Source organism: Pseudomonas fluvialis, from assembly GCF_002234375.1.
In the GTDB taxonomy this organism is placed as follows: domain Bacteria; phylum Pseudomonadota; class Gammaproteobacteria; order Pseudomonadales; family Pseudomonadaceae; genus Aquipseudomonas; species Aquipseudomonas fluvialis.
The window spans coordinates 156,337-172,332 of sequence record NZ_NMQV01000024.1; the positions used below are offsets into that span (position 1 = coordinate 156,337).

A 15,996-nucleotide genomic window follows, 5' to 3' on the forward strand; every position below is an offset into this window, starting at 1 on the left:
GCTTGCCGGTCAGCGCCGCGGTGTGCCGGAAACCCTCAGCCGGCGCGGAAAATCAGATGATCTTCCCAGTCGTCCTCGGCCACCTGGTTTTCGCTGAGCATACGACCGGCCTGGGAAATCCGCTGTTCATGCACCGCATTGCGATCACCGCAGACCAGATGGTGCCAGGGCGGCAGGTCGCTGCCAGCGGCCACCAGCCGATAGGCACAGGTTGGCGGCAGCCACTTGAACTGCTCGGCCTGCGCCGCATCGAGCTGGATGCAGTCTGGCACCTGGGCTCGCCGGTTGGCATAGTCGCTGCACCGGCAGCTGTCACGGTCGAGCAGTTTGCAGGCGATGCGCGTGTAGTAGACGCTGCCATCGTCCTCGTCTTCAAGCTTCTGCAGGCAGCACAGGCCGCAACCGTCGCACAGCGACTCCCACTCCTCGGCATCCAGTTGGGCGAGGCTCTTGCGTTTCCAGAAGGGTTCGACCTTGGCTGCCATGGCTACCTCAGAGTGGATCGTTCATGCGCAGCAGTTCATCGGGCAGGTGCTCGATGTACTCCTCTTCGGCCGGCGGCATTTGCAGGTGGAAGCCCTGCTTGTCGAGGTTTTCCAGCACCTTGTGGATGTCTTCGCGGGCCAGTTGACGCGCCTCGCTGAGCACCAGGTCAAAGGCGTGACGCGGCGTGCCGAAGGCCTGCAGCAGCGCTTCGGGAACGCGGCTGAGCGCTTCGGCCTTGAGCACGTACAGATACATTTCGTTTTTGCGCGGGCTCTTGTAGATCGAGCAGATACGTTTCATGCCGAAGCTCCGGGGGTGGTCAGCGCGGTAATCCGGGCCAGCAAGGCAGCGCCCATGCGCTCGCGTCGCCAACCCTTGAGGCTGTCAGGCAGGTGATAAGGTCCGTGCGGAAAGCCGCTCTTGAGCAAGGCTTCGAGAACTTTCTTGCGCAACATCAGCTCGGGGGCCATGTCCAGCTGTTCGGCCTCCTGCTGGCCGACGCTGCGCAGTTTCTTCAGCAGGCCGCTGGCTTCCAGTGGCAGCGGCTCATCGAGCGGCTGCGGCCACTGCTCGGGCGGCAGGCTGGCCGCCTCGGCAATCAGGCGCAGCAGAGTCTCGCCATCCTGGCGCACGGTGCGTGGGTGCATGTCTTCGATACGCGCCAGGCTGACCCGGTCCTGCGGCTGCAGGCGCGCCAGGTGCCAGAGCGTGCCCTCACGGAGGATGCGATTGCGCGGCTGGTCACGCAGCCGGGCCTGCGTCTCGCGCCAGGCGCACAGGGCACGCAGCACGGCCAGTTGCTGGCGACTGAGTTTCCAGGCCAGCTTGACCTCGCGCCAGGCCTGTTGCGGGTCGCTGTCGCGCCCCAGGCTGTCGACCAGTTCGGCGCCATCCTCGAGCAGCCAGGCATGTTTTTCTGCGCTCAGGCGTGGCAGCAGTGCCTGATACAGTTCGGCCAGGTGCTGCACGTCTTCGGCGGCATAGCTGACCTGGGTTTCGCTGAGAGGGCGCTGCAGCCAGTCGGAGCGGGTTTCCCCCTTGGGTAGCTCCAGGCCAAGCACCGCCTGTACCAGGCGCGAGTAGCCCATGGAAAACCCCAGGTTGAGGTAAGCAGCAGCCAGTTGGGTATCAAACAGCGGGCGCGGCTGGCAGCCCAGCAGGCGTTGGAAGACTTCCAGGTCCTCGCTGCAGGCATGCAGCACCTTGGTCACGCCACGGTCATCGAGCAGTGCGGCAAGCGGCGTCCAGTCGTCGATGCACAACGGATCGATCAGCCAGGCCCCCTCCCCGGTGCTGGCCTGCAGCAAACCGGCAATCGGATAAAAGGTATCGACCCGCATGAATTCGGTATCCAGCGCCACGAACGGCTGCTGCCGCCAGGCCTGGCATTGCTGTGCCAGCTCGGCATTGTCTCGTATCCAGTGAATGGTGATGGCCACGCAGCTCTCCTGTGCAAGGCTGGCAGTATAAACGAGCTGCCGCCAGCAAGCTGCCATACGGCTGATAAAGCGCTTATGATTCGGGCACTTGCCTGTCTGGAGTGTGTCATGTCGCTTGCCCGCCTGATGGATCCGCTCACCCTCAACAACCTGTTGCACGACCCGCAACTGGTCCTGCTGGACTGCCGCTTTGCCCTGGACGATGCCGACTACGGCCTGCGCAGCTATCGCGCCGGGCATATTGCCCAGGCACGCTTCGTCGACATCGGTCGTCAGCTCAGCGCCGCTCATCGTCCGGGGCAGACCGGCCGCCATCCCCTGCCAACCCCGCAGGCGCTGCAAGACTGCCTGCGCCAGCTGGGTATCAACGATGACAGCACGGTGGTGCTCTACGACGACAACAGCAATGCCTTTGCCGCACGGGCCTGGTGGATACTCGCCTGGCTGGGCAAGCGTGACGGCCTCTACCTGCTCGACGGCGGACTGGCCGCCTGGCAAGCCGCCGGGTTGCCGCTCAGCCAGGCGGAGCCGGCAATCAACCCCGGGCAGTTCCAGGCGCGTGCCGAGGCGAGCCTGCTGGTCAGCGCCGAGCAACTGCTGGCCCGCCTGGACGATCCCCAGCTGACCCTGCTCGATGCCCGCGCCCCGGCACGTTTCAGCGGCGCGCAGGAACCCATCGACCCGCGCGGCGGACACATTCCCGGCGCACAGTGCGCGCCCTTTGCGGAAAACCTGCAAGCCGATGGCCGTTTCCTGCCTAGCGAAGCCCTGCGTAGCCGTTTTGCTGCGCTGTTGGGTACGCGTCCGCCTGCCGCCGCGGTGGCCTACTGTGGCTCGGGAATTACCGCCTGCCACAACCTGTTCGCCCTGTGCCTGGCTGGCTATCCGCTGCTGCCGTTGTATGCCGGCTCGTGGAGCGAATGGATCACTGATCCGCAACGTCCCGTGGCGACCGGCGCATGAGCCTGCTGCATCTGCAACTGCCCGACCAGCTGCGCCTGCTGCTGGTCGATGACCACCGGCTGTTTCTCGAAGGCCTGGCGCTGGTCTTGCAGCCACTCAGCCGGGCCGTGCACATCGACCTGGCCGATAGTGCGGCGGCGGCCGACCAACTGCGTCGCCAGCATGACTACGACCTGATCCTCCTCGACTTGCGCCTGCCGGATCGCTCGGGGCTGCAACTGTTGCGCGACTGGCAACAGGCCGGCAACCCGACCCCGGCGGCGGTACTCAGTGCCAGCGAAAGCCCCGCCGACATGCAGGCGGCACTGCAGGCCGGGGCGCTCGGTTTCATTGCCAAGAGCAGTGATGCACAGAGCCTGCGTAGCGCCATCAGCCGTCTGCTGCTTGGCGAGTGTCTGCCGCTGCCGTTGCCACTGGCTGGCAACCCGCCGGCAGGCAGCCTGACGCCACGCCAGCAGGAAATCCTCCTGCTGCTGGCCGAAGGCCTGCCCAACAAAAGCATCAGTCGCCAGCTGCAGTTGTCCGAGGACACCGTGAAGACCCACCTCAAGGCGTTGTTCCAGCACCTGGGCGTGCATACCCGTACCGCCTGCGTCAGCGTGGCGCGCCAGCGCGGTCTATTAGGCTGAGCGCAGCAGGCCGCTGAACAGCACCTGACGCAGACGCGCCGGCAGGATCGGCTTGGCCAGCAGGCTGACATGCGCCGGCGCACAACGTTCCTGCAGTTCGGCGCTGCTCTCGGCACTCACCAGCAGGGCCGGCAGCATGCGCCCGGCCTGCTCGCGTAGTCGCTCGATGGCCTGCAGGCCATTGCATTCGTCCTGCAGGCGGTAATCACTGATCAGCAACTGTACCGGCTGGCTGGCCAGGGCCTGGCGCGCCTCGGCCAGGTTGGCACAGGCCTGCACCTGGCAGCCCCAGCGTTGCAGCAGGCCGGCCAGGGCTTCGCGGCTGGCCGCATCGTCTTCCAGCAGCAGCACCTGCATGGGCAACTGGCCAGGCTGGCTGTTGCCGGTTTCCGGACTGCGCGCGGCCACCCTGGGCAGACGCAACTGATAGCGCACCCCCTGACCGGGAGCACTGCTGACCTGCAAGGCATGTTCCAGCTGGCTGGCCAACTGGCGCACGATGGCCAGCCCGAGCCCCAGGCCGGTGCTGCTACGTAGCGGCTGCCCAGCCTCCTCCAGCAAGCCGCGGCCATCATCACCGAGCTCCAGACATAGCTGTTGCTGCTCTTCACGCACGCTGATCCAGATGCGTCGCGCCTGGGCATGTAGCCAGGCATTGACCAGCAGGTTGCGCAACAGCCGCTCCAGGCGCACCGGGTCGCTGCGCACCCAGTAGTCGAGTGGGCAGTCGAGCTGCAGCTCGGCAGCCTCCTGCTGCTCACGGGTAATCACCTTGAGTTCATCCATCAGGCGTGCCAGCAGCGGTTGCAGCTGCACATCCTGCCATTGCGGGCTGCCACCTTCCGGCAAGCTCATGCGCGTGTAGTCGAGCAGCGACTGCAGCATGCGTCCCAGTTGCTCGGCCGACACCGCCAGGCGCTGGCTGATCTGCCGGGTCTGTGCATCGCTGGCCTGCTCCTGCAAATGGCGGGCATACAGGCCCATGGCATTGAGCGGCTGGCGCAGGTCATGGCTGGCCGCGGCCAGCAGGCGCTGGGTGCGTTGATCGGCCTGCTCGGCACGCACGCGCGCCAGGCTCAGCAACTGTTGATCGAGCCAGGCCTGGCGCTGGCCACGCTCCTGCTGCCAGCTGCCGATACTGCCGATCACCGCCGCACAGAGCAGAAACTGGCTTTCGTAATACAGCTCGGCCTGAGCGCCACGCAACCAGAGCATCAGCAACACATAGCTCAGGCAGACCAGCCAGGCGCTGGCAATCAGATTGCGACTGGACAAGCCGGTGAGCAGGAAGGCAAACAGCAACACCAGAAACAGACCGTCGTAACGCATGGCCAGGTCATTCAGATAACACCAGCCGATGAAGGCCACCACCACCAGGGCATTGCCCAGGAAAGCCAGGAAGTACAGGTGCAGGGCCAGTGGCGGTGGCAACCCTGGATGACGACAGAGCGGCCAGGCCAAGGCCAGCAACAACAGACCAAACCCACGCAGGAACAGGCTGCCCTCGAAAATCTCGGCCGGTAGCAGCCAGGCATCGAGGAGCATGAAACACAGCTGGAAGAGCGCCGCGGTACTGATGATCAGCCCCAGGCGACGGCGCATGCGCGCCACCCGCCAGAGGCCGAAAGCCTGCTCCAGCGGCTCGACAAAACGCAGCCGCCAACCACCGGTATGTCGCGCCGCCAGCAGCAGACGCTCGTCGTCACAGGCCGGCGGCAGGTTTGCTGTGGCGTTCAGGGCTGGCTGTCCAGTGCACGGCGCAAGGCCTCGCGCAGACGCGGGTCATCCGGCGCGGTCTTGCTGTTGAAGGCCGCCACGACCTGGCCCTGGCGATCCACCACGTATTTGTAGAAGTTCCATTTCGGCGCCGTGCCGCTCTGCTCGGCCAGTTGCCGGAACAGCGGCGTGGCCTGGCTGCCGCGCACCGACTGCGGCTGGCTCATGCTGAAGGTCACCCCGTAGTTGACGTAGCAGACCGTGGCGGTTTCTTCCTGGTCATTGGCTTCCTGAAAGAAGTCATCGGAAGGCACGCCCAGCACTTCCAGGCCTTCGCCGCGAAACTCCTGGTACAAGGCCTCCAGCCCCTTGAACTGGCTGGTAAAGCCACAGTGGCTGGCGGTGTTGACCACCAGCAGGGCCTTGCCGGTGAACTGGCAGAGATCGAGGGTTTCCTGGGAGCGCAACTTGGGCAATTGCTGCTGCAGCAGTGGCGGGCATTCGGCAGCCTGCAGGGAACCCCAGGCCAGGCACAGCAGCCCGGCAACACAGCGTAGTCGTTTCATCTAGTGATCCTCGGGTAACGGGACAGGTTCGCTCAGGCCATGACGCTGCAATAGGGTGGCATAGCTGCCATCCACGCGCATAGCGGCCAACGCCTGGTTGAACGCGGCGATGATCTGCCGATGCTGTGGATGCTTGCGACTGGCCAGCAGGAACAGCGGTTTCTCGCTCAGCGTGCCCGGGACGAAGGCCAGGTTTGCGGCCTGTTCACGCAGCTCGCCAGCCAGGTGGAGACGCGCCACCCATTCGTCCTCGACCGCCAGGTCGACGCGCCCGGCCAGGAGCATGCGTAAACCACTGGGGAAGTCGCGTACGGCAACACGCTGCAACGCCGGATGCTCGTCAAATGCCGCGCCATAGCTGTAACCACGCACCACGGCAATCCGATAGGGGCGCAAGTCATCCAGGCTACTGAAGCGTACTGTCTCGCCCTGGCGTTGCAGCAGACGCAGGCGATTGTCCAGCACCGCATCGCTGAACAGGCCGAAGCTTTCACGCTCGAGCGAATGCCAGGCGCCGACCAGGATGTCGTATTCGCCCAGTCGCACACCACGCAGCGCGCGAGCCCAGGGCAGCTCGGTGTAGCGTATTGAATAACCGGCACGCTGCAAGGCTTCGCGACTCAGCTGAACCATCAGCCCGTCACCCGGCAGACGCTGGTCATTGAACGGCGGCCAACGATCAGCCACCAGATGCAGTACGGTTTGCTCGGCACGCAGTCCATCGCTCACCGCCAGCAGCCACAGGATCAGTAGAAGACGCCGCATAGCAGGCTTCCTGGGAAGATTCCCCCAGCAGTCTAGCAGGGGTGCCCGGCTAGCCAAGGGCCAGGGCCAGCACCAGCAGAATGGCCAGCTCGGCCAGCTCCACCAGCGCCCCGGCACAATCCCCCGTGCAACCGCCCAGACGCTGCAGCATGGCGCGGCGTGCCAGATAGAAACAGCCCAGCGCAGCCAGCAGGGCATACACGCCCGCCCAGCCGAACAACAGGCACAGGCCGGCCTGCACAGCCAGCAGGTAAGGCACCGTCTGGCGCGGCAAATGCCGGCTAAGCGCAGCACCCAGCCCTTCCGCTCGCACATAGGGCGTGCAATAGAACAGCAAGGGCAGCAGGCTGCGCGCCAGCCAGACCGCCAGCAGCACGGCCACGCCCTGCCCGGCCGGCAGCAATACACTCAGCGCGGCGCACTTCAGCAACAGCAACAGGCACAGCGCCACGACAGCCATCGGCCCGCAACGCGGGTCCTTCATGATCGCCAGGGTGCGTTCGCGCTCGCCGTAGCCGCCCACCCAGGCATCCACGCAGTCGCCCAGACCATCCAGGTGCAGGGCACCGCTGAGCAGCACCCAGAGGCTGAGCAGCAACGCGGCGCCCAGCAACGCCGGGGTATCGGCCAGGCACAGGCTGGCCAGCCACAACAGGCCGCCGAGCAGGCCACCCACCAGCGGGTAATACAACAAGGAACGCCCCTGCTCATCAGGCGGCGGCATGCCCGGCAGGCTCACCGGCAAGCGGGTGAGAAACTGCAGGGCAATCAGCAGGGGCAGCGGCATCAGGCCTGTTCCAGGTTCAGTGCGGCATCCACACGCAGGCTGTGCAGTGCGCCGTAGCCGACTTCCACCTGCATCAGCTGAGCCTGCGGCAACCCCTGCAGGCGGGCCAGCAGCAGGCGCATCACCCCGCCATGGGTAATCAGCAGCACACGTTGTCCGGCCAGTTCGTCAGCCAAGCGGGTAACCGTCGTTTCGACACGCTGGATGAAGGCCGGCAGCGCCTCGGCCTGCGGCGGCGTGTAGTGCAGCGGGTCGTTCCAGAAGCCTTCCAGGCCCTTGGGGTCTTCCAGGAGGATCTGCGCGGCATTGCGCCCTTCCCACTCACCAAAGCAGATTTCCCGCAGATCCTCCTCGATACGCAGCGGTACGCCGAGGCGTTCCGCCAGCTCACTGGCAAAGGCCTGACAGCGGCTCAGCGGCGAGCTGATCAGCAGGTCCCAGGGGCCGCCTTCGGCCACTGCGGCACGCATCTGCTGCAGGCCGCGTTCACTCAGCGGGGTGTCGGTACTGCCGATGAAGCCCGGGCCGGCCTGGGTTTCGCCATGGCGCAATAGATCAAGGTGCAAGGTCATGGGTGGTCGCCCTCCGCGACGTTAGCTTCAGAAAAAGTGGTCATTCCGGCGTGCAGCTCGCACGCCAGACGAACCAGCGGTAAGGCCAGGGCCGCCCCGCTGCCCTCGCCCAGGCGCAGGCCCAGGTCGAGCAGTGGCTGTGCCTGCAGCGCCTGCACCGGCACGGCATGGCCGCGCTCGGCACTGGCATGGGCAAACAACAACCAGGGACGGCAGGCCGGATTGAGTTGCACCGCGCAGTAGGCGGCGGCGGTGCAGATAAAACCATCGACCAGCGCGGCGATGCCCTGCTGGGCGCAGGCCAGGTAGGCACCGGCCATGGCGGCGATTTCCAGGCCGCCGAGGCGGCGCAGTACCTCGAAGGGCTCGCCCATGGCCGGTCGGTGCAAGGCCAGGGCACGCTCGATGACCGCCTGTTTATGGCTCATCCCCTGGGCATCCAGGCCGGTACCGCGTCCGGTCAACTCGGCCACCGGCCAGCCACCCAGGGCGCACAGCAGCGCGGTGGCCGAGGTGGTGTTGGCAATGCCCATTTCACCGGCCAGGAACAGATCACAGCCCGCCTCAGCAGCACGCTGCACGGCATCCCGCCCGGCCTGCAGGGCGGCCTGGCATTGCTCCACGCGCATTGCCGGCCCTTCGCAGAAATTCGCCGTGCCGGCGCCCAGGCGCAGATGACGCACGCCGGGCAGTTGCAGGTCTTCCTGCACGGTGCCCAGATCGATCAGTTCAATGGGCATGCCCTGGGCACGCGCCAGCACACTGACCGCCGCGCCGCCTGCCACGAAGTTGTGCAGCATCTGCACGGTCACGGCCTGGGGAAACAACGAGACGCCTTCGGCCGCCACGCCGTGGTCGGCGGCAAACAGGTACAAGCGCGGGCGGGCTACCCAGGGCCGCTCGCGGCGCTGCAGACCGGCCAACTGGATGGCCAGGCTTTCCAGCTGGCCGAGCGAGCCGGCCGGTTTGGTCAGCTGCGCCTGGCGTGCACGCGCGGCGTTGCTCATCGCCTCATCAGGGGCCAGGCAAGCGGCCTGCCACCAGGGTTGTGTGCTCATCCGGCTACTCCGTTGTCTTTCAGGATCATGGGCAGACCGGCCACGGTCAGGGTGACCCGCTGGCAACGTGCCGCCAGCGCCTGGTGCAGCCAGCCGGCTTCGTCGACATAGCGACGCGTCAGCTCGCCCAGCGGCACCACGCCCAGGCCGGTTTCATTGCTGACCAGGATCAGCCGTCCCGGCAGCTGTTCCAGGCAGTCGAGCAACGCCTGGCGTTCACGCGCCAGGGCCTGGCTGTCCTCGGCCAGCAGCAGGTTGGTCAGCCACAGGGTCAGGCAGTCGACCAGCAGGCAACGCTGCGCCGCCGCTTCTTCACGCAGCACCGCGGCCAGGGCCAGCGGCTCCTCGCGCAGCCGCCAGTGCGCCGGACGCTGCTGGCGGTGATGGGCGATGCGTGCGGCCATTTCTTCATCCAGGGCCTGGCTGGTGGCGACGTACACCACCTCCAGACCGCTGTCGCTGGCGCGTTGTTCGGCCAGGCGGCTCTTTCCGGAGCGTGCGCCACCGAGGATTAGTTCAATCATGCCGGCTACTCATGGCTGCGGGCTCATGCCACATAATTCACGCAACAGACGGGTATCCAGATGCGCCTCGATCAGGTCGGCGAGACGCTCGATGTCCTGTTCGCGGCGCGCATGGTAATTCACCTGCACCACCTCGCGCAGCCCGGCCCAGCGCAATAGCGCCGCACAGGCCTCGGGCTGCTCGAACAGGCCATGCAGGTAGGTGGCGATGATCTGCCCGTCGGCACTGCGCGCGCCGTCCGTACGCGCGTCGTCCAGGCGTACCGCCGGCTGTGCCAGCGCCGCCCCCTGGCTGACCCCGGCATGGATCTCGTAACCCGTCACGGTCGCCCCCTCCGGCAGCAGGCAGCCACTGACCCGCCGCAACTGCTTGTCGGCCTGCAGTTCACTGGACAGCGCCAGCAGGCCCAGGCCGGGGCTGCTGCCCGGCGCGCCTTCCAAGCCAAGCGGATCATCAATGCGCTGGCCGAGCATCTGCAGACCGCCGCAGATGCCCAGCAGCTTGCCGCCATAGCGCAGGTGGCGCAGCAGGGCCTGATCCCAGCCCTGCGCACGCAGGCTGGCCAGGTCGGCGCGCACGCTTTTCGAGCCCGGCAGGATGATCAGGTCGGCCGCCGGCATGGCCTGGCCGGGCCCGACGAACTGCAGGTCGACCTGCGGGTGCAGGCGCAACGGGTCGAAATCGGTGTGGTTGCTGATACGCGGCAGCACCGGCACGCAGACCCGCAGGCGCTGCGCCTCAACCGTCATCTCCTGGCGGGTCTGGATGGCGTCCTCGGCCTCCAGGTGCAGGTCATGTACATAGGGCAGCACGCCCAGCACCGGTTTGCCGGTGCGCTGCTCCAGCCAGTCCAGGCCAGGTTGTAACAAGGCCAAGTCACCGCGGAAGCGATTGATCACGAAGCCGCGCACGCGGGCCTGTTCGCTGGGCGAGAGCAACGCCAGGGTGCCGACCAGATGGGCGAATACCCCGCCACGGTCGATATCGGCGATCAGCAACACCGGGCAATCCACCGCCTCGGCAAAGCCCATGTTGGCGATATCGCCTTCGCGCAGGTTGATTTCCGCCGGCGAGCCGGCGCCCTCCACCAGCAGCAGCGGGTACTGCGCCTGCAGGCGCCGGCAGGATTGCAGCACGGCCTCGCGCGCGGTCTGCTTGTAGTGGTGGTAATCCAGCGCCTGCATAGTGCCGATGGCCCGGCCCTGGATGATCACCTGGGCGCCGGTGTCGCTGTTGGGCTTGAGCAGCACGGGATTCATGTCGCTGTGCGGGGCCAGCCCGGCCGCTTGCGCCTGCACCGCCTGAGCGCGGCCGATCTCGCCCTGGTCGATGGTCACCGCGCTGTTCAGCGCCATGTTCTGCGGCTTAAAGGGGGCCACGGCAAGCCCCTGGCGGCGCGCCCAACGGCACAAGGCCGTCACCAGGGTACTCTTGCCCGCATCGGAGGTAGTGCCCTGCACCATCAGCAACGCCATAGCGGTATCCCCTTCCAGTCATGGAGTGCCTGGGCCAGGCGCTGCCAGCCCGCTTCGTCGCCGGGCAGGCCCAGGCGTAGTGCCGGCAGCTCGCTGAACAGCCGGGTGAGAATGGCCCGTTCAGCCAGGTAGGCATGCAACGCGGCGGCCTCGGCGTGCGGTACCAGGCGAAACGGCACCGCCTCACCCCAGGCCGGCAGACCACAGTCGGCCAGCAGGCGCGCCAGGCGCTCTCCGTCTTCGAGCAGGCGCTGGCGCTGGCGTGCCTGCCCCGGGTAGTCAGCCAGCAGCGCCCGGCCCATGGCGCGGGCCGGGCCGCTCACCGCCCAGGGCCCCAGGCGCTGCGCCAGGCGCTCCAGCAGCGCGGCCTCACCCAGCACAAAGCCCAGCCGCGCACCGGCCATACCGAAGAACTTGCCGAACGAGCGCAGCACGATCAGCCCAGGACGCGGGCAGGCACTGGCCAGGCTGAAGGCCGGCGCGCAGTCGATGAACGCCTCGTCAACCACCAGCCAGCCACCACGTTCTGCCAGTTGCGCGTGCCAGTCGAGCAGGCGCTGTGGCTCAAGGCGCTGCCCGGTGGGGTTGTTGGGGTTGACCAGCAACAGCACATCGCACTGTGCCAACTGGCGTTCCATGCCCTGCACGGAGAGCCCGCGCACCCGGTGCCCGGCTGTCCGCCAGGCCCGTGCATGTTCGGCATAGCTGGGGCTGAGCACCCCGACCAGGCCCGCTGCGCGCAGCTGCGGCAACACCTGCAGGGCCGCCTGCGAACCGGCCACGGCAAGCAGCTGGGCGCAGCCGTAGTAATCGCGGGCCGCGGCTTCCAGGCCATCGTCGGCTTCCGGCAGGCGCTGCCAGGCACTCGCCGGCAGTTCGGGAAGCGCCAGGGTGTAGGGCGCGATGCCGGTGGACAGGTCCAGCCAGCGCGCTTCGGCGATGCCATAGTGACGCGCCGCCCGGCGCAGCTGGCCGCCGTGCTCCAGCCATTCAGACATAGGCAAATCCCAGTACGATCAGCAGCAGCCAGAACAGGCAGGTGGCCACGACCAGATTGTTGCAGCGTTCGATATCACGCGCCCGTGGGGCCTGCCCCTCGCCCAGCAGCGGGCGCATCTGCCATGCCCCGTGGTAACGCGCCGGACCGCCCAGCGCCAGGTTCAGCGCGCCGGCGCCGGCCGCCATCACCGGCCCGGCATTCGGGCTGTCATGCTCGCCCGCCTGCAGTTGCCAGCAGCGCAGCGCCCGCCAGGTATTGCCGAGCAAGGCATAACTGAGTGCCACCAGGCGCGCCGGCAGGTAGTTGAGCAGGTCGTCAATACGCGCCGCGGCCCAGCCGAAGCGCTCCAGCTCGGCGGTGCGGTAGCCCCACATGGCATCCAGGGTATTGGCCAGGCGATACAGCACGGCCCCCGGAGCGCCGAGCAGGCAGAACCAAAACAGCGTGGCAAACAGCGCATCGTTGCCGTTTTCCAGCACCGACTCGCAGGCCGCGCGGGCCACACCCTGCTCATCCAGGCAAGCCGTATCGCGACTGACCATGCGCGCCACCGCCGCACGGGCTGCCGTCAGGTCGCCGAGGCGCAAGGCGCTGGCCACCGCCTGGCCATGTTCCAGCAGGCTGCGCTGGCCAATCGCCAGATACAGCAGGAAAATTTCCAGCCAGACGCCGATGACCGGCAGCTGCACCAGCGCCGCGCTGGCCAGGGTCAGCGGCAGCACCGCCAGCGCCCAGGCGCTTACCCCATGGCTGCGCCAACCCGCCCCGCCCGGATTGAAGCGCTGCTGCAGGCGCTCCGCGAGGCGCCCGAAGGCCACCAGCGGATGTGCGCGACGCGGCTCGCCCAAGCACAGATCGAGGGCCAGCGCGGCCAGCAGCAGCCAGGCGCTGCTCATCCGCTGCTACCCCAGCGGTCAGTGAACAGCAGCTCGTGCAGCGGACGCGGTTCAATCCAGCCCTGCTCGACCAGCATGGGCTGCGCATAAAAGGCCGGCACCGGCCCCAGGCAGAGAATCGCCACCGCCTTGGCACCGGGCGGCAGGCCGAGCAGCTCAGCCACTGCCTGCGGATCGAACAGCGACACCCAACCCAGGCCCAGCCCCTCGACCCGCGCCGCCAGCCAGAGGTTCTGGATGGCACAGGCCAGCGAGGCCAGGTCCATCTCCGGCAGGGTACGGCGCCCGAACACATGCGCCTCGCGCCCCTCCATGAGCGCCGCGACCAGCAACTCGGCACACTCGTTGATGCCTTCGACCTTCAGCTGCATGAATGCGTTGCCGCGCTCGCCGAGCGCCTCGGCGGTGCGCAGCCGTTCTTCCTCGACCAGCTCGCCGAGGCGCTGGCGCAGGGTCGGCTGGGTAATGCGGATAAACCGCCAGGGCTGCATCAGGCCGACACTCGGTGCGCAGTGTGCGGCCTGCAGCAGACGCTGGAGTTGCTCGTCACTCAGCGTGCCGGGGCTGAAGTGGCGCATGTCACGCCGCTCGGCAATGGCCCGATAGACGGCCGCCTGCTCTGCGGCAGAAAAGGCGTGGGGATTCATGGCAAAAACAGCTCCGCTGCCGCCGCAGGATTACTCGGCAGGTACAGGTGGATATAGCTGGCCGTGAGGCGTCCCAGGCGATAGACCGCCTCGCTGGTGCGCCGGTAGTTGGGGCACTCGCCCCGGGCCAGGGCGGGCAGCGTGCAGTGCAGCTGCGAGTGGTGATAAGTATGCCCGCGTAAACGTCCGCCGGGCAGTGCGACTTCCTGCAGGGCCAGCGCCACCAGGCGCTCCTGCATTTGCGCCTGGCCCGGCAACAGGCCAAGCAGGTTGGCCGTATGACCCTGTCGGTCGCTCAGTTGCTCCAGGCAATAGAGCATGCCGCCACACTCGGCGAGGATCGGTTTGCCGGCGGCGTGATGCTGACGAATCGCCTGCAGCATCGGCTGGTTGTCGGCCAGCACCTGCAGGTGCAGCTCCGGATAGCCACCCGGCAGGTACAAACTGTCCACCGCCGGCAATTGCCGGTCATGCAGCGGGGAAAAGAAGCTCAGTTCGGCTCCCAGACCACGCAGCAGATCGAGATTGGCCTGGTAGACAAAGGCAAAGCTGGCGTCACGGGCGACCCCGATGCGCAGCCCCGCCAGGCTTGCCGGCAACGCCGCAGGCGGTTCGCCAAGAAACTCCAGCGCCGCCGGCAACTGCGCGCCGGCACTGGCCAGCAGGGCGTCGGCGGCTGCATCCAGACGAGCATCCAGATCAGCCAGCTCCTCGGCCTGTACCAGGCCGAGGTGGCGGCTGGGCAAGGCGAAGGCCGCTTCACGGGGCAGCGCGCCATACCAGGCCAGCCCTGCCGGCAGGCTGTCACGCAGGATCTCGCCGTGGCGTAGGCTGCCCACGCGGTTGGCCAACACCCCGGCAAACGGCAGGCCCGCCTGGTAGCTGGCCAAGCCGTGGGCCATGGCCCCAAAGGTTTGCGCCATGCCACTGCCATCGATAACCGCCAGTACCGGCACGCCAAATGCACGGGCCAGGTCAGCCGCCGAAGGCTGGCCATCGAACAGCCCCATCACCCCTTCGATGAGGATCAGGTCGGCTTCGCCGGCCGCTTCCCAGAGCAAGCGGCGCGAGGCCGCGTGGCCAACCATCCACAGGTCCAGCTGGTACACCGGCGCAGCACTGGCGCGGGCGAGGATCATCGGGTCGAGAAAATCCGGGCCGCACTTGAACACCCGCACCCGACGCCCCTGGCGTACATGCAGGCGCGCCAGGGCGGCAGTCAGGGTGGTCTTACCCTGCCCCGAAGCCGGGGCCGCGACCAGCAGCGCCGGGCAATGGCGGACCATCAGAACTCCACCCCGCGCTGCGCCTTCACCCCGGCCTTGAAGGCATGCTTGACCAGGCCCATCTCGGTGACCGTATCGGCCGCCTCGATCAGCTCCGCCGGCGCCCCGCGCCCGGTCACCACCACATGCTGGTGCAACGGGCGCGCCTGGATATCGGCAAGCACCTCGTCCAACGCCAGATAGCCGTACTTGAGCGCGATGTTCAGCTCGTCGAGCACTACCAGGGCAAGCGTCTCGTCACTCAGCAGCTCACGGGCCACCGCCCAGGCTTCAGCGGCCTTGGCCATGTCGCGCTGACGATCCTGGGTTTCCCAGGTAAAGCCCTCGCCCATCACGTGGTAGCGCACCTGCTCGGGGAATTGCCGGAAGAAGGCCTCCTCACCGGTACTGGCCGCCCCCTTGATGAACTGCACCACGGCGCCGCGCAGGCCATGCCCGAGGGTACGTGCCAACATGCCGAAGGCGGCACTGCTCTTGCCCTTGCCGTTGCCGCTGTGTACCAGCAACAAGCCGTACTCGTCCTGGGCCTCGGCGATACGCTGATCGATCAGCGCTTTCTTACGCTGCATGCGCGCCTGATGACGGGCATTGCGGGCGGTCTGCTCGCTCATCGCTGCCACCGCTGCTCACGCGAGGCCAGGGCCAGGCCCTGGCGCAGGCTGTAAAGCACCGCGGCCAGGCATACATAGAAGCTCATCGCCGCCAGTGAGCGCGGATAGTACTCGGCAATGCGTGGCAGCCAGTTGGCCAGACTGGCATCGGCAAAATGCCCGGAGAAGAAGTAGAAGCCGCCGCTGGACAACACATGGCAGACCAGTGAAGCACCCAGCACACAGCACAGCAGACGCCACAGCGCACTGGCCTGGCAGGCATGCCCGCGCGCATACAGGCGCCCGCCCAGCCACAGGCTGGCATAGGCTGGCAGCAGCAGCCAGTAGGCCGGGGTCAGGCACCAGTCACTGACCGCCCCCTGGCTGAACAGGCCAAAGTCCATGGCCACTGCGCCGGCAAACAGACCGGCAAAGGCCAGAGGCGAAGCCAGCAAGGCCCCGCCAACGAAGTACACCGCCCAGGACGCACTGGGCAGGTTGAGTGTGGCGAAATGCTGACCACGGGTGAGCAGCAGCAGGCACAGCAGGATCAGGCCAACCAGCCATTGCTGGCGCGGGGTTGCAAGGGGCATGGA

General features: G+C 67.1%; 19 protein-coding genes. 2 read left to right on the plus strand and 17 right to left on the minus strand.

Annotated elements, in window-relative coordinates; translation table 11 throughout:
- Positions 1-35: 35 nt before the first annotated feature.
- From CFY91_RS13485 to rnd, 3 genes are read right to left on the minus strand one after another with little or no spacing between them, the layout of a single operon-like run.
- Positions 36-485, minus strand: a complete 450-nt coding sequence (locus tag CFY91_RS13485; protein ID WP_093986889.1) for a YcgN family cysteine cluster protein — start codon at positions 483-485, stop codon at positions 36-38.
- Positions 486-492: 7 nt separating this feature from the next.
- The gene (locus CFY91_RS13490; protein WP_093986890.1) at positions 493-786 is read right to left on the minus strand and encodes a YcgL domain-containing protein; all 294 of its coding nucleotides are present in this window, start codon (positions 784-786) and stop codon (positions 493-495) included.
- Complete coding sequence (gene rnd, locus CFY91_RS13495; RefSeq protein WP_093986891.1) at positions 783-1,925, minus strand: ribonuclease D; 1,143 nt, start codon at positions 1,923-1,925, stop codon at positions 783-785. Before rnd ends, CFY91_RS13490 begins: the two co-directional genes overlap by 4 nt.
- A gap of 108 nt (positions 1,926-2,033) precedes the next feature.
- On the opposite strand from rnd, the gene CFY91_RS13500 reads away from it, so the two are divergent.
- Positions 2,034-2,888: a sulfurtransferase gene (locus tag CFY91_RS13500; protein WP_093986892.1), complete on the plus strand. Its 855-nt coding sequence runs from the start codon at positions 2,034-2,036 to the stop codon at positions 2,886-2,888.
- Positions 2,885-3,517 carry a response regulator gene (locus CFY91_RS13505; RefSeq protein ID WP_093986893.1) on the plus strand — a complete coding sequence of 211 codons (633 nt, stop codon included), beginning with the start codon at positions 2,885-2,887 and terminating at the stop codon, positions 3,515-3,517. The genes CFY91_RS13500 and CFY91_RS13505 overlap by 4 nt, the downstream gene beginning before the upstream one ends.
- Here the strand turns inward: CFY91_RS13505 and CFY91_RS13510 are convergent.
- The 14 genes from CFY91_RS13510 to CFY91_RS13575 all read right to left on the minus strand — a co-directional run bounded on the left by CFY91_RS13510 (position 3,509) and on the right by CFY91_RS13575 (position 15,993).
- Complete coding sequence (locus tag CFY91_RS13510) at positions 3,509-5,119, minus strand: hybrid sensor histidine kinase/response regulator (RefSeq protein WP_229727161.1); 1,611 nt, start codon at positions 5,117-5,119, stop codon at positions 3,509-3,511. The genes CFY91_RS13505 and CFY91_RS13510 overlap by 9 nt on opposite strands.
- A 131-nt stretch (positions 5,120-5,250) precedes the next feature.
- Positions 5,251-5,799, minus strand: coding sequence for a glutathione peroxidase (locus tag CFY91_RS13515; RefSeq protein ID WP_093986895.1), 549 nt, complete (start codon positions 5,797-5,799; stop codon positions 5,251-5,253).
- Complete coding sequence (locus CFY91_RS13520; RefSeq protein WP_093986896.1) at positions 5,800-6,564, minus strand: substrate-binding periplasmic protein; 765 nt, start codon at positions 6,562-6,564, stop codon at positions 5,800-5,802.
- Between the two features lie 49 nt (positions 6,565-6,613).
- Complete coding sequence (locus CFY91_RS13525; RefSeq protein WP_093986897.1) at positions 6,614-7,351, minus strand: adenosylcobinamide-GDP ribazoletransferase; 738 nt, start codon at positions 7,349-7,351, stop codon at positions 6,614-6,616.
- Entirely contained in the window at positions 7,351-7,923 is a 573-nt protein-coding gene (gene cobC, locus CFY91_RS13530; RefSeq protein WP_093986898.1) for an alpha-ribazole phosphatase family protein, read from the minus strand. The genes CFY91_RS13525 and cobC overlap by 1 nt, the downstream gene beginning before the upstream one ends.
- Positions 7,920-8,981 (minus strand): nicotinate-nucleotide--dimethylbenzimidazole phosphoribosyltransferase, encoded by a 1,062-nt coding sequence (gene cobT, locus CFY91_RS13535; RefSeq protein WP_093986899.1) that lies wholly within the window; start codon positions 8,979-8,981, stop codon positions 7,920-7,922. The genes cobC and cobT overlap by 4 nt, the downstream gene beginning before the upstream one ends.
- A complete protein-coding gene (gene cobU, locus CFY91_RS13540; protein ID WP_093986900.1) occupies positions 8,978-9,505 on the minus strand; it encodes a bifunctional adenosylcobinamide kinase/adenosylcobinamide-phosphate guanylyltransferase in 528 nt (175 codons plus the stop codon). Before cobU ends, cobT begins: the two co-directional genes overlap by 4 nt.
- Positions 9,506-9,514: 9 nt before the next feature.
- Positions 9,515-10,981: a cobyric acid synthase gene (locus CFY91_RS13545; RefSeq protein WP_093986901.1), complete on the minus strand. Its 1,467-nt coding sequence runs from the start codon at positions 10,979-10,981 to the stop codon at positions 9,515-9,517.
- The gene (gene cobD / locus CFY91_RS13550) at positions 10,969-11,979 is read right to left on the minus strand and encodes a threonine-phosphate decarboxylase CobD (RefSeq protein ID WP_093986902.1); all 1,011 of its coding nucleotides are present in this window, start codon (positions 11,977-11,979) and stop codon (positions 10,969-10,971) included. Before cobD ends, CFY91_RS13545 begins: the two co-directional genes overlap by 13 nt.
- A complete protein-coding gene (gene cbiB, locus CFY91_RS13555) occupies positions 11,972-12,877 on the minus strand; it encodes an adenosylcobinamide-phosphate synthase CbiB (protein WP_093986903.1) in 906 nt (301 codons plus the stop codon). Before cbiB ends, cobD begins: the two co-directional genes overlap by 8 nt.
- Entirely contained in the window at positions 12,874-13,524 is a 651-nt protein-coding gene (gene bluB / locus CFY91_RS13560) for a 5,6-dimethylbenzimidazole synthase (RefSeq protein ID WP_093986904.1), read from the minus strand. The genes cbiB and bluB overlap by 4 nt, the downstream gene beginning before the upstream one ends.
- Positions 13,521-14,810: a cobyrinic acid a,c-diamide synthase CobB gene (locus CFY91_RS13565; RefSeq protein ID WP_093986905.1), complete on the minus strand. Its 1,290-nt coding sequence runs from the start codon at positions 14,808-14,810 to the stop codon at positions 13,521-13,523. Before CFY91_RS13565 ends, bluB begins: the two co-directional genes overlap by 4 nt.
- Positions 14,810-15,421, minus strand: a complete 612-nt coding sequence (gene cobO, locus CFY91_RS13570) for a cob(I)yrinic acid a,c-diamide adenosyltransferase (protein ID WP_093986906.1) — start codon at positions 15,419-15,421, stop codon at positions 14,810-14,812. The genes CFY91_RS13565 and cobO overlap by 1 nt, the downstream gene beginning before the upstream one ends.
- On the minus strand, positions 15,418-15,993 hold the full coding sequence (locus tag CFY91_RS13575; RefSeq protein ID WP_093986907.1) for a hypothetical protein: 576 nt from the start codon (positions 15,991-15,993) through the stop codon (positions 15,418-15,420). Before CFY91_RS13575 ends, cobO begins: the two co-directional genes overlap by 4 nt.
- Positions 15,994-15,996 lie beyond the last annotated feature (3 nt).